The organism is Saccharothrix sp. CCNWYY140, assembly GCF_037401995.1.
GTDB lineage: Bacteria > Actinomycetota > Actinomycetes > Mycobacteriales > Pseudonocardiaceae > Actinosynnema.
Genome location: NZ_JBBEGC010000075.1, coordinates 1 through 12913 on the forward strand (window position 1 = coordinate 1; position 12913 = coordinate 12913).

A 12913-nucleotide genomic window follows, 5' to 3' on the forward strand; every position below is an offset into this window, starting at 1 on the left:
TTCGGGCAGGCCATACGGGGATGACACAAGCAAGAAGCCCAGGCAGAGGTGTGCCGTGCGGCAGCTTCGTGAAAAGCACCGGTGCGGTGCGGTGCGGTGAGACGGACTGACCGGGCCGGCACTCTCCCCCGAATGCCGGCCCGGTCAGCGGTTCGGGTGGCTTCCCCCCTGGCATCCCCCTCCAAGAGCCACCCGTGCGCGCTCATCCGCTTCTGCGTTGATCAGCGCGCGCCTCCAAGTTCCCACGACTTCCCATTGGTGAGCTAAACATCGGCTAAACCTCAGTGGTCAAGGCTTCAAGGGCCGTTCGGACCAACATCGCTCGGGTGGAGCCCAGGCGTTCGAACAGGCGGAGGGACTCGGCCAGTTCCGCTTGGGCGGCAACGCGTTCGCCCTGGGTGGCCAGGACCATGCCCAGGACCTGGCGGCCGAAGGCCTCCTCGAACTGCATGGAGCCGCCCCTGGCCAACTCCACGCCCTGTCGGGCGTGGTCCTCGGCCTCCGCCAGCAGGCCCAGTTCGGTGTACATCTCGGCCAGGTTGTTCACCGCCAGCACGTACGCGCGTTCGTCGCCGTTGCGGTGGTGGACCTCCATCGCCTGGAACTGGTGCTGTGCGGCCGTTTCCAGCTGGCCCAGGCGTTGTTCCAACTGGGCCAGGTTGTTCAGGACGGTTGCTTCGCCGAGGGCGTCGCCGTCGCGTCTGGCCAGTTCCACGGCCTCCCGGTAGTGCGCCAGCGCCTCCTCCAGGCGGTCTTCGGCGGCCAGGGCGCTGGCCAGCTGGTCCAGGGTCATGACCAGGTACTTCGACTCGCCCAGGTTCCGGGCTATGTGGTGGGCGCGTTCGGCTTCGGGGAGGGTGCCCCGGGTTGCGCCCGTTCGGCAGTTGACCTTGTACATGGCGTGCAGGACCAGCATTTCGCCTCGTCGGTCGCCGCTCACCCTGGCCGCGGCCAGGCCGAAGCCGGCTATGCCGTTCCAGTCCCGGCTGGCCACGCGGGCCACGCAGTACGTGTGTACCAATCGGACCAACTGCCAGACCTGTTGGTGCAGGCCGGCTTCGGCGCCGGCGTGGACGAGGGCGATGAGGTTGGGCCACTCCTTGTCGTACCAGGACAGCGCTTGCGCGGTGGTGGCCGGGCGAGGCGCGGTCGGGTCGGCGGCGGCCAGGTCCAGGCCGTCACCGGAGGGTCTGATCAGGCGCCGTGCGTGGTCGCAGGCGGCCAGGTAGTGGTCCATGAGGCGGCGCAGGGCCGCTGTGCGCCTGGCGGCGTCCTGGTCGCCCAGGACTTCCCTTGCGTAGAGGCGGACCAGGTCGTGCAGGACGAAGCCGCCGCGCCACTGCTCGACCAGCAGGTGGGCGTCCGCGAGATCGGCTAATCGGGCCGCCGCGGTGCCCAGGTCCGTGCGGCAGAGGGCGGCGATGGCGTGGGGGCTGACCCAGCGGCCGGGGACCAGGCCCGCGGCGCGGAACGTCTCCGCCAGCTCGGGCGGCAGGTTGCGGTAGGACACCGCCAGTGCCCGGGCCACGCCCACCCCGGTGTCGCCCAGGTCCAGCGCGCGCAGCCGCGCGTCGTCGTCGGAGAGCTGCGCCACCAGAGACTCGACCGTCCACTCCGGACTGAACACGAGCTTGGCGGCGGCGATCCGCAGGGCCAGCGGCAGGTTGCCGCACAGCTCGGCGAGCATCCGCACGGCCACGGGTTCCTGCTCGGACAACGGTTTGCCGACCACCTCGTCGACCAGGCGCACCGACTCGTCCTCGGACAGCGTGTCCAGCGTGAGCATCCGGGCCCCGTTGGACACCACGAGCGACTCCAGCCGCCGCCGGGACGTCACCAGGGCCACCGAGCCCGCGCCGGGCGGCAGCAGCAGCCGCACCTGCTCCGGGTCCCACGCGTCGTCCAGCACCACCAGCACCCGCCGCTTGGCCAACACGGACCGGTACAGCCCGACCCGGTCGTCCAGGTCGCGCGGCACGCCGTCCGCGGGCACGCCCAGCGCCAGCAGGAACCGCCCCAGCACCTCGGCCGGCTCGACCGGCTCCCGGTCCGGCGCGAACCCGTTCAACGCGGCGAACAGCAGCCCGTCCGGGAACTGCTCGGCCCGCCGGTGCCCCCACGTCACGGCCAGCTCGCTCTTGCCGATGCCGGGCGCGCCGTTGACCACGGCGATGGTGGTGGCGGACGGGTCCCGGCCGTCGCACAGCCGGTCCAGCCACGCCAGTTCCTCGTCACGCCCGATGAACCCGCTCGCCGCCGCGGGCAGCTGCGCGGGCACCACCACGCCGGGCCGGGGCGGCAGGGTCACCGGTTCGGCGAGCCCGCCCACCCGCAGCGCCGGGTCGTCCCGCAGCACCTGCTCGTGCAGCACCCGCAGCTCGGGGCCGGGGTCGATGCCCAGCTCGTCCACGACCCGGCGGTGGAAGCGCTGGTAGGCCTCCAGCGCGTCGGCCCGCTGCCCGGACCGGTAGAGGGCCCGCATGATCTGCCCGACGAACCGCTCGCGGAACGGGAACTCCCCCACCAGCTGCCGCAGCTCGCCGACCAGCTCCAGGTGCCGGCCCAGTTCCAGCTCGGCCTCGATGCGCTCTTCCAGTGCGGCAAGCCGAAGCTCGTCGAGGTCGGTGGTGATCGGCTCGCCCGGCACGTCGGCGAGCACCTGGCCCCGCCACAGCCCCAGCGACTCGCGCAGCAGCTGCGCCCGGATCGCGGCGGGTTTGCCGCGGGCGCCGGCGACCAGCCGCCGCGCCCGGTGGAAGTCCAGCCGCCACGGGTCCACCGCCAGCTGGTAGCCCGGCGGCGTGGTCAGGATGCGCGCGGAGCCGGCCGGGTCGGCCTGCTCCAGCATGCGCCGCAGCCGGGACACGTACCCGTGCACGATGGTCCGGGCGGTGGCGGGCGGCTCGTCCAGCCACAGGCAGTCCACGATCTCGTCGATGGGGACGACCCGGTTGGCCTCCAGCACCAGCATCGCGAGCAGCCCCCGCATGCCCTTGCGACCGATGACGAGCTGTCGGCCGTCAGCGAGCACCTGCAAGGGTCCGAGGACACCGAACTCCAGCCCGCTTCTGCTCCGGTCAGCCATGCCCCTCCCCCGCCTTCTCGGCTACTGCCCAGTCACTCACATCAGGTGCGCCGGGCGGCGTGTTGGATACCTGTGGGTAGATGTTGTTTGCTCAACTAGTCGCCGCTCCCATGACCGGACGACCCCGCGGCGGCTAGGGTTTTGGCCCCGGACGACGCAGGTGCAGGAGGACGAGTTGCCGCGCGAGCCGATGAGCGTGGTCGACCGTGGCGCCGCCTGCCTGCTGGGCGGCGCCCTGGGTGATGCGCTGGGCGCGCCCGTCCAGTACCTGGGGTGGACCGATATCCAACGAGACCACGGCCCCGAGGGTGTTCTGGAACCGCCGCGTCCCGCTCTGGTCACCGACGACACCCAGCTCACGCTGTTCACCGCCGACGGCTACCTGCGGGCGTGGGTGCGCGGGCACACCACCGGCGAGTGGGAGCCGGTCGAGGTCGTGTGGCAGAGCTACCGGCGCTGGCTGACCACCCAGCAGGTCGCCGCGCCGGAGTCGGGCGCGACCGGGCTGGTGGGCGACGAGCGGCTGTACTCGAGCCGGTCACCGGGCCTGACGTGCCTGCGCGCGCTGGCCGCCGACCGGCCGCCGACGCCGGAGGAGCCGCACAACGAGTCCTCCGGGTGCAACGGGGTCACCCGCACCGCGCCGGCGGGCTTCGCGCCGACCGCGGAGATCGCCTACGACCTGGGCTGCCGGTTCGCGGCGCTGACCCACGGCGGCACGGGCGGCTGGGTGGCCGGTGGGGCGTTCGCGCTGCTGATCCACCTGCTGGCGGTGAAGGCGCGGCCGTTGCGGGAGGCGGTGGACCAGGTCATCGGCCGGGTGCTGCGCGACGACCCGTACACGGCGAACACGCTGAACCGGGCCGTGCTGTTCGCCGACGAGCACTTGGCGCAGGGCTTCGAGTCGGTGCGCGTGGACCGGCTGGGCAGCGGGTGGACGGGTCCGGAGGCGCTGGCGATCGCCGTGCACACGGTGCTGGTGTACCCGCGGCGGTCGGAGTTCGTGGACGCGCTGCGGGCGGCGGCGAACCACTCGGGCGGCAGCGACGCGACGGCGGCGCTGACCGGCAACATCCTGGGCGCCCTGCACGGGACGGCGGCGCTGCCGCGCGACTGGCTGGCGGGCTTGGAACTGGTGGACCTGCTGACCCGGCTGGGCACGGACCTGGGCCACTCGGTGACGGGCGCCGACTTCGACCACTCGCGCTACCTGTGAGGCTGCGGCGCCGGTTCGGATCCACCGATCTCGGCCGCGTGCTCCCGAATGCGCGCGACCGAGACCGGCCCTCCACGCGGTCGGACGCCGAGCCACGCCCCGAGCGCGAAACCCGGCTGACCTGCGCGGAGAAGGGAAAACCCGTGCCGAGGACCGTAGCAGAGCGCGTGCGGGCCGTCACCGCCGGCCCACCTCCTTAACGCTGTGAAGGACTAGGGCACCATCGTTCGGCGTGGGACTGGGACGGGACGCGATCGTGCGCGCGGCACTGGCGCTGCTCGACGACGTCGGGCTGGACGGACTGACCCTGCGCCGCCTGGCCGACGAACTCGACGTGCAGGCGCCCGCGCTCTACTGGCACGTCAAGAACAAAGCCGAACTGTTGGACGGGATGGCCGCCGCGATCTTCCACGACGCCCTGGACGACGTGGAGGCCCCGCGACGCGGCGAGTCATGGGTGGACTGGACCGCCGACTGCGCCCACCGCCTACGGGACGCAATGCGCACCCACCGCGACGGCGCCCGCGTGCTGTCCGGCGCGTACCTGACACACCTCTCCGGCCGCCCGCTGGAACTGGCCCTGCGCACCTTGTGCGACGCCGGTTTCTCGGTCCGCGACGCGGCTCGGGGTATCGGCACCGTCTTCTCGTACGTGCAGGGCTTCACCGTCGAAGAACAGTCCGCTGCACTCATCCCCCCGAACGCCGACCGCTTCCCGTTGGCCGCCCACGCCATCACAGAACTCACGCAGGACGCCGACGACCGCTTCGAACACGGCCTGCGCCTCCTGCTCTCGGGCCTGCGCCTGTCCCGGTTCGGCTAGCCGTGCCCGCGGGCGTGCGGGCGGTGACCGCGCTGCTGATCGACCTGGACGGCCGGGCGGACACCGCGAACCTGGGCGACTTGGCCGTGCGAGCTGTCCGGGCGGCACCGCGCGACGACCTCGCGGCTGTGGCGGAACTGGCCGAGGTGGCGGGGTGGATCTTGTTCGAGGAGGAGCGCCAGGGTGAGGCGCACGCGCACAACGTGCTGGCGCTGTCGTTGGCCCGGCGGGCGGGGGACGCTGGGGTCGAGGCGCTGACGCTGCTGAACATGGCGATGCAGCGGACCCGGGTCGGCCGGTTCGCCGAGTCCCTCGCTCTGGCCCGGTTGGGCAGGTCGCGCTCGCCGTCGACTCGGGTGCGGGCCATGTTCGCGTTGCGCGAGGCTCGGACGTACTCCCGAGTGGGGCTGGCCTCAGCGGCCCGGGAGGCGCTCGTTCGGGGTGAGGAGGTGCTGGCGGACGATCCTCTCGCGCCGCCTTGGGCGTGGTGGGTCGACGAGACGGAGCTGGCCGGGCACCGGGCCGCCGTCTTGGCCAACTTGGGACACTTGGAGGAGGCGGCGGCACTGTTCCCGCCCGACGACGGACTGCGGTTCCGGGAGGTCCTGGGAGCCATGCGGTTCCGAACCCTGACCGCTTTGGGCGAGTGGACCGGCCCGCCACCCACGTTCACCAGCCCCCGCGCCCGTCACACGGCCGGCATCGCCCAGCGTCCGGCGCGCCCGCTCTGAGCAACGACCTCGTAACCCTCGACCTGGGGTTGCCACTCGAAGAAGACCTTCCACAGGAAGGCACGGTGACGATCATGACCAGCACGAAGAAGAGAAGCGAAGCACTGCCCATGCCGGCCGAGAAGCTTGAAGCTCTCGCCGCCTACTACGACGACCACGACACGTCCTCCGAGATGGAGGACGGCGAGTGGGTCGATCCCCGGCCCATGAAGACCACGTCACTGCGGCTGCCCACCGAAGTGGTGGATGCGCTGAAGTCGCTCGCCCAGGCTCGTGGTCAGCGGTACACGGCCTTCGTGCGCGAGATCGTCGAGCAAGTCGTGACGGGGACGCGCACCGTCGGACGTGACGAGGTCGTGCGCAGCATCGACCGGCGGCTGGCGCGGATCGAGAAGGTGGTGGAGGAGAAGCCGGTCGAGGCTCCGCGTCGCCGGTCGATGCGCCCGAGCGCTGCTGCCGCCCTCCGTCGGTCCAGCGTCACGGCTCGGAAGCTGGCAGGAGGGCGGTCGGTGAGCGGCAAACTCGGGATGAAGGTCCAGCCCAAGGGCGGCTCTCACCGCAACGCTTGAGCTGCGCTCTCGCGGCCTCTGGTCGGCCCCCTGGGTACCTGCCCCAGGGGGCCGACGCGTCCGGGGCGGTGCCGGACCTGTCGGTGACCTGTCGAGAAGCTGTCGATCTGCCCGGACGTTCGCTCGTCGGGCGGGGGTGACGCACCATGTGCAGGTGGACAAGGTCGATGCGGTTCGAGTGCTGGTGGTGGACGACGAGCCGCACATCGCCGATCTGGTGGCCACGGTCGCGCGGTACGAGGGGTGGCGGGCGGCGACTGCGGGGAGTGGGGAGGCCGCGTTGGCGACCGCTGCCGAGTTCCACCCCGACATCGTCGTGCTCGACCTGATGTTGCCCGACCTCGACGGGTTCACCGTGTTGGACCGGCTGCGGTCGTCCGGGGCGATGGTGCCGGTCGTGTTCCTCACCGCTCGGGACGGCACCGCGGACCGCGTCGCCGGGCTGACCCGGGGCGGGGACGACTACCTCGTGAAGCCGTTCTCCGTGGAGGAGTTGATGGCGCGGCTGCGGGCCGTGTTGCGGCGCAGTACCGGGCCGCAGTGGAAGCGGTCCGTGCTGGAGGTGGAGGACCTCGTGCTGGACGAGGACACCCGTGAGGTGCGGCGGGGCGGACAGCTCGTGGCGCTCACGCCGACCGAGTACGAGCTGCTGCGCTACCTGATGCGCCGCTCGCCGGCCGTGCTGACCAAGGCCCAGATCCTCGACCACGTGTGGGAGTACGACTTCGGCGGCCGGTCCAACGTGGTCGAGCTGGTCGTCTCGCACCTGCGGCGCAAGCTGGACGTGGGTCACGAGCCGTTGATCCACACCGTGCGCGGCGTGGGGTACGCGCTGCGCAAGGCCTCCGACTGATGGGCGCTTACCGCAGGCTGGCCCTGGGCACGCGGCTCGCGCTGGGGCTGGGCGTACTGGCGCTGGTGGTGTTCGCGGTGGTCGGGACGGTCATGGCGACCAGCATGGAGACCTACCTGGCGGAGAAGCTGGACGAGCAGGTCGGGCGGTCGCAGCGGGACCTGGAGAAGGAGATCAACCGGACCGGGAAGCTGACCAAGAACGTCTACGGCTGGTTCGCGGCGGTCTACCGGGTCGAGAACGGCACGGCGACCCTGGAACCGCCGTCCGTGCAGCCGAACCCCGAGCTGCCCTCCGACCCGTCCGAAATGGCAGAGGTGGCGCGGGCGACCACCGGGTCCGAGGCCGTCTTCCGCACCGAGTACCTGAAGGGTCACGGGACGTACCGCCTGCGCGGCTGTCCCCTGGGCGACGGCCAGGTCCTGGTCAGCGCCGCGCCGATGAACGACATCACCACAACCGTCCGGCAGCTGGTGCTGGTGGAGGTGGCCACGTTCCTGCTCGCCCTGGTCGCGCTGGTGGTGATCGGCCGCGCCGTGCTGCGCCGGGGCCTGCAACCGCTGAGCGACATGGCCAAGACGGCCCGCGACATCACGTCCCACGACCTGACCGACTCGTCCCGGCTGCCGGTGCGCGCGGAGGGCGGCAACGGCGGTGTGGAGGTCGAGGAGCTGCGCACGGCCTTCAACACCATGCTCGACCACATCGACACCTCCCTGGCCGCCCGCGCCGCCGCCGAACAGCGCTTGCGCCGTTTCGTGGCGGACGCTTCCCACGAGCTGCGCACCCCTCTGACGTCGATCCGCGGCTACGCCGACCTGTTCCGCTACGCGGCGGCCAACGCCCCGGCGGAACGCGAGGCCCACCTGGAGAAACTCCGTTCGGAGGCCGCCCGGATGAGCGTCCTCCTGGACGACCTCCTCCTCCTGGCCCGCCTGGACTCCGCCGAAGCCGAAACCCCGGTCCGCGCGGAACCCAACGACCTGGCCGCCCTCATCCGCGAGTCGGCAGACGCCTTCGAGGCCACCCGCCCCGACCACCCCCTGACCGTGACCGCGCCGGAGTCCCTGCCCTTGCGCTTCGACCCGATGCGCCTGCGCCAGGTGGTGGACAACCTGCTGACCAACGCGGCCACCCACACCCCGGCCGGGACGGCGGTGTCGCTGGAGGTGGCGACGGAGGGCCGGTACGCGGTGATCAGGGTCAGCGACTCAGGTCCGGGCATCCCGGCAGAGGACCAACCGAGGATCTTCGACCGCTTCTACCGCGTGGACGACTCCCGAACCCGGGGCAGCGGCGGCAGCGGCCTGGGCCTGGCGGTCGTGCACTCCCTGGTGGCCGCACACGGCGGAACCGTCACTGTGGACAGCCGGCCGGGCTCCACCACGTTCACCATCACCATTCCACGCCAACGGTAAAAAACGTCAAAATCGAGCGACCTGCGCGTTCAATGGCACACCCACCACAATCGGGGATAATCTCGCCTGGGTGAAAAGCCGATTGGCCCGCATCTCGTTGCGTCGCCGCACGCCTGCGCGAAGACCCGTAGGAGGCCTAGCACCGGAAGAGCGGCGATCGAGTTGGCTGACCGCGGCATCCGTGGCCACCGGCTTCCTGGGTGTGCTGGTCACGTACTGGATGCTCGAACCCCAGTCCACGTCGGCCGAAGCCGCACACCGGCAGACCGTGCTCGCCCAGCAAGAACAGCATTCCCAACGGTTCGCGAGGGCAGTGGAACACCTGGGCGAGCAGGCACCGGATCGCCTCCAGACCCGCCTGGGCGCCGTCCACGAACTGGGCCAACTGGCCCACGAAGCGCCCGCTCGTCAACCCGCGATCATCGACATCCTCTCGGAATGGATTCGCCGCACGACCCCGCGACCGACCCATCCCGCCACCTGCCCGGAATCCGTCGCACCCGATGTGCAAGCAGCACTCACAGTTCTCGGCGAGCGCAATAGCGCCCACGACGGCAAATCCCGCATCGACCTTTCCGCAACATGCCTGCGCCGAGTGAACTTGAGCCGGGGCAAATTCGAAAACGCGCTGCTGAACCGCACGGACCTCAACCGCGCGAACCTGACCGGCACGCGGTTGCACGGCGCGGAACTCCGCGAAGGCGCATCGGTCATCGACGCGAAGCACGACGGAACCACGGACATCTCGGACGTGTCGGGCAACCCGGTCGGGGCGTGGTGGCGCTGACGCGCGCCCGACGCCACCCCTGACCGTCGTGGCCAGGGGGCTTCGTGGAGCCGGTGAGGGGACTTGAACCCCTAACCTTTCGCTTACAAGGCGAGTGCTCTGCCAATTGAGCTACACCGGCGCGGCGGATGCGCCGGGGACATCGTAAGCGTCCCGACCAGGTGCTACCTGCGGCGAACGGTCTGCTCAGGGTGTGCCGGGATTGGTCCGTCCGGAGGTCGGCAGCCCGTCCGAGTGGCCCAAGGAACCCGTAAAACCGCTGGCCAGCGGCATCAACAGAGCTGAACGCGCAGTAACCGGCTCACCCGCTCCGGGGACCCCGCACGGGGGTGGCGCATCACACAGCGGCGGATGTGACACCGTCGGGCGTGGCTGAACCGTGATCCCCGAGGAGGACCGCCCACGTGAGGCTGCGGCGCAAGCGGTACCGCGACCCCCGGACCATGCCTGACCTGTGGCAACCCGTCGAAGGGCCGGCGCTGCCCGACGACTCCACCGTGCACCTCGTGCTCGACCTCGCCCTGCGGGTCGGGGAGGTCCAACTGGCCAGCGGCGCGGGGGCGGCGGACGCCACGGCGACGGTCATGGCGGTGGCCGACGCGTACGGGTTGCCGCGGACCGAGGTGGACGTGACGTTCACCTCGATCACCGTCTCCTGCCACCGGGGCACGGAGGCCGCGCCGATCACGGCGTTGCGGGTGGTGCGCAGCCGAGGACTGGACTACACGCGGCTGGCGGCGCTGGAGAACCTCATCCGCCGGATCACCGAGAACGAGACCAAGCCCGCCGAGGCCTACGCCGAGCTCGACAAGATCACCAAGCAGCCGCACCCCTACCCGCGCTGGGTCGCCACGCTGGCCTGGGCGGGCATGGCAGGCGCGGTGGCGTTCCTGGTCGGGGGCGGGCCGTTGTTGGCGTTGGCCGCCGCGCTGGTCACGGCCGTGATCGACCGGGTCGGTCGGTTGCTCAACCGGCGGGCGCTGCCGTTCTTCTTCCAGCAGGTCGTGGGCGGGGCGTTGGCCACGGCGGCGGCCATGATCATGTACGCGACGGACGCGTTGCCGGCGGTGCGGCCCTCGCTGCTCGTCGCGACCGGGATCGTGGTGCTGCTGTCCGGGTTGTCGCTGGTCGGCGCGGTGCAGGACGCGATAACCGGGTACAACGTCACCGCCGCGGGCCGGCTGATGGAGATCGCGCTGCTCACCGCCGGCCTGATCACCGGCATCGCCCTCACCCTGCGCGCCGCCGTGCAGTTCGGGGTCCGGACCTCCGTGGCCGACCCGCTGCCGCCGTTGATCTCCGACGTGCCGGTGCAGTTCCTCGCCGGCGCGGCGACCTCGGCGTTCTTCGCGCTCGCCGCCTACGCCCCCCTCAACGCCCTGCCGATCGCGGCGGCGGCGGGCGCGGTCGGCACCGGCACGTACGGCCTTCTCGTGCTCACCGGCACGAACGTGATCACCTGTTCGGCGGTGGCCGCCACGGTGGTGGGGTTCGGCGGCGCGGTCATCTCCCGCCGGTTGCGCACCCCGCCGCTGGTGGTCGCCGTGGCGGGCATGGTGCCGCTGCTGCCGGGCTGGACGACCTACCGCGGTCTTTACCAGCTGACCATCGAGCGCGACGGCGGCGGCCTGTCGACCCTCGTGCTGGCCGCCGGCACGGCGTTGGCGCTGGCCAGCGGGGTGGTGCTGGGCGAGTTCCTGGGTCGGCCGGTGCGCAGCGGGCTGAGCCGGTTGGAGCGGAGGTTGGCCGGGCCCCGGTTGTCCGGCCCACTGCGTCCGGCCAAGCGCAGGGTCGAGTGAGGCCTCCACTTGGGGGTGACGTTGCTCCTACCTCCGTGAACACCGTGTGACGCCCGCCGCTGCGGGGCATTCCGGAACGAGCGTTCCCACTACCCTCTGTGGTGGGCGCACAAACCGTGAAAATGCCGCAGCGCGAGCCGGGGCAGTTCGACACAGGAGGCGTTACCAGGTGAGCAGCATTGGCGAGCACGGCGCGGACTTCCTGGTGGTGGCCAACCGATTGCCGGTGGACCTGGAGCGCCTGCCGGACGGCAGCGAGCGCTGGAAGCACAGCCCGGGCGGTCTGGTCAGCGCGTTGGAACCGTTCCTGCGGTCACACAGCGGCGCGTGGGTCGGGTGGCCGGGCGTCGCGGACGCGGAGGTCGAGGCGTTCGAGGAGGACGGCCTCCAGCTGCACCCGGTCGCGCTCAGCTCGGCCGAGGTGCGCGACTACTACGAGGGCTTCTCCAACGGCACGCTGTGGCCGCTCTACCACGACGTCGTCGCGCCGCCCGCGTTCCACCGGCGCTGGTGGAACGCCTACGTGCGGGTCAACCAGCGGTTCGCGGACGTGACGGCGAAGGTGGCCGCGCAGGGCGCGACCGTGTGGGTGCAGGACTACCAGCTCCAGCTGGTGCCGGCGATGCTGCGCGAGCTGCGGCCGGACCTGCGGATCGGGTTCTTCCTGCACATCCCGTTCCCGCCGGTGGAGCTGTTCATGCAGCTGCCCTGGCGCACCGAGATCATCCGCGGGCTGCTCGGCGCGGACCTGGTCGGCTTCCACCGGCCCGGCGGCGCGCAGAACTTCCTGTGGCTGGCCCGCCGCCTGGTCGGCCTGGAGCCCAGCCGGGGCGCGGTCGGCGTGCGCACCCGCCCGGGCGTTGTGCAGGTCGGCGACCGCACGGTCCGGGTCGGCGCGTTCCCCATCTCCATCGACTCGGCCGGCCTGGACGCCCTGGCACGCAGCAAGGAGGTCCAGGCGCACGCCCGGCAGATCCGCGAGGACCTGGGGCGGCCGAAGAAGATCCTGCTCGGCGTGGACCGGCTCGACTACACCAAGGGCATCGACGTGCGGCTGCGCGCGTTGCACGAGCTGCTCGAAGACGGCCGGGTGGACCCGCGGGACGTGACGATGGTCCAGCTCGCCACCCCCAGCCGGGAGCGGGTCGAGCACTACCGGCAGATGCGCAGCGAGATCGAGCAGGCGGTCGGCCGGATCAACGGCGAGTTCTCCAGCGTCGGCCACACCGTCGTCCACTACTTGCACCAATCGGTGGATCGGCGCGAGTTGACCGCATTTATGACGGCTGCGGACGTCATGGTGGTCACGCCCGTCCGAGACGGCATGAATCTGGTTTGCAAGGAGTACGTGGCCTGCCGCTACGACCTGGGCGGCGCGCTGGTGCTGTCCGAGTTCGCGGGCGCCGCCGCCGAGCTGACCAGCGCTTTCCTGGTCAACCCCCACGACCTCGACGGCGTCAAGAACGCCCTGGAGGCCGCCCTGACACTCGATCCGGCGGAGGGTCGCCGTAGGATGCGCGCGCTGCGCCGCCAAGTCCTCACGCACGACGTCGACCGTTGGGCCCGCTCGTTCCTTGACGCCTTGGGCACGCAGAGCGCAATCTGAATCAGTTCAGGCTATCTGAATCAGTT

The 12913-nt window shown here is 71.3% G+C and carries 10 protein-coding genes and 1 tRNA gene; 9 read left to right on the plus strand and 2 right to left on the minus strand.

The annotated features are described in order from the left end of the window. Window positions 1-274: 274 nt before the first annotated feature. The gene (locus WBN91_RS26920; RefSeq protein WP_337727242.1) at window positions 275-3085 is read right to left on the minus strand and encodes an AfsR/SARP family transcriptional regulator; all 2811 of its coding nucleotides are present in this window, start codon (window positions 3083-3085) and stop codon (window positions 275-277) included. Window positions 3086-3245: 160 nt separating this feature from the next. Here WBN91_RS26920 and WBN91_RS26925 point away from each other — a divergent pair, with 160 nt between their 5' ends. From WBN91_RS26925 to WBN91_RS26955, 7 genes are all read left to right on the plus strand, one after another. Beyond that, entirely contained in the window at window positions 3246-4301 is a 1056-nt protein-coding gene (locus WBN91_RS26925) for an ADP-ribosylglycohydrolase family protein (protein WP_337727243.1), read from the plus strand. 232 nt (window positions 4302-4533) lie between these two features. Continuing rightward, the gene (locus WBN91_RS26930) at window positions 4534-5124 is read left to right on the plus strand and encodes a TetR/AcrR family transcriptional regulator C-terminal domain-containing protein (RefSeq protein WP_337727244.1); all 591 of its coding nucleotides are present in this window, start codon (window positions 4534-4536) and stop codon (window positions 5122-5124) included. 23 nt (window positions 5125-5147) lie between these two features. Beyond that, a complete protein-coding gene (locus WBN91_RS26935; protein ID WP_337727245.1) occupies window positions 5148-5855 on the plus strand; it encodes a hypothetical protein in 708 nt (235 codons plus the stop codon). Window positions 5856-5929: 74 nt separating this feature from the next. Then, complete coding sequence (locus WBN91_RS26940; protein ID WP_337727246.1) at window positions 5930-6424, plus strand: hypothetical protein; 495 nt, start codon at window positions 5930-5932, stop codon at window positions 6422-6424. Between the two features lie 154 nt (window positions 6425-6578). Next, window positions 6579-7277 (plus strand): response regulator transcription factor, encoded by a 699-nt coding sequence (locus WBN91_RS26945; RefSeq protein ID WP_337727247.1) that lies wholly within the window; start codon window positions 6579-6581, stop codon window positions 7275-7277. After that, on the plus strand, window positions 7277-8695 hold the full coding sequence (locus WBN91_RS26950; protein WP_337727248.1) for a sensor histidine kinase: 1419 nt from the start codon (window positions 7277-7279) through the stop codon (window positions 8693-8695). The genes WBN91_RS26945 and WBN91_RS26950 overlap by 1 nt, the downstream gene beginning before the upstream one ends. Before the next feature lie 181 nt (window positions 8696-8876). Next, window positions 8877-9482, plus strand: a complete 606-nt coding sequence (locus tag WBN91_RS26955; RefSeq protein WP_337727249.1) for a pentapeptide repeat-containing protein — start codon at window positions 8877-8879, stop codon at window positions 9480-9482. Window positions 9483-9527: 45 nt separating this feature from the next. Here WBN91_RS26955 and WBN91_RS26960 read toward each other — a convergent pair. Continuing rightward, window positions 9528-9603: transfer RNA gene (locus WBN91_RS26960), tRNA-Thr, on the minus strand. Between the two features lie 283 nt (window positions 9604-9886). Here WBN91_RS26960 and WBN91_RS26965 point away from each other — a divergent pair. Both WBN91_RS26965 and WBN91_RS26970 read left to right on the plus strand, forming a co-directional pair. After that, the gene (locus tag WBN91_RS26965) at window positions 9887-11281 is read left to right on the plus strand and encodes a threonine/serine ThrE exporter family protein (RefSeq protein WP_337727250.1); all 1395 of its coding nucleotides are present in this window, start codon (window positions 9887-9889) and stop codon (window positions 11279-11281) included. Between the two features lie 169 nt (window positions 11282-11450). After that, the gene (locus WBN91_RS26970) at window positions 11451-12887 is read left to right on the plus strand and encodes an alpha,alpha-trehalose-phosphate synthase (UDP-forming) (protein ID WP_337727251.1); all 1437 of its coding nucleotides are present in this window, start codon (window positions 11451-11453) and stop codon (window positions 12885-12887) included. The last annotated feature ends 26 nt before the right edge of the window (window positions 12888-12913 follow it).

Bases quoted from the DNA above. Each gene is read 5' to 3' on its own strand.
- WBN91_RS26950 (WP_337727248.1), top strand. From the start codon at position 7,277: ATGGGCGCTTACCGCAGGCTGGCCCTGGGCACGCGGCTCGCGCTGGGG.
- WBN91_RS26940 (WP_337727246.1), top strand. From the start codon at position 5,930: ATGACCAGCACGAAGAAGAGAAGCGAAGCACTGCCCATGCCGGCCGAG.
- WBN91_RS26920 (WP_337727242.1), bottom strand. From the start codon at position 3,085: ATGGCTGACCGGAGCAGAAGCGGGCTGGAGTTCGGTGTCCTCGGACCC.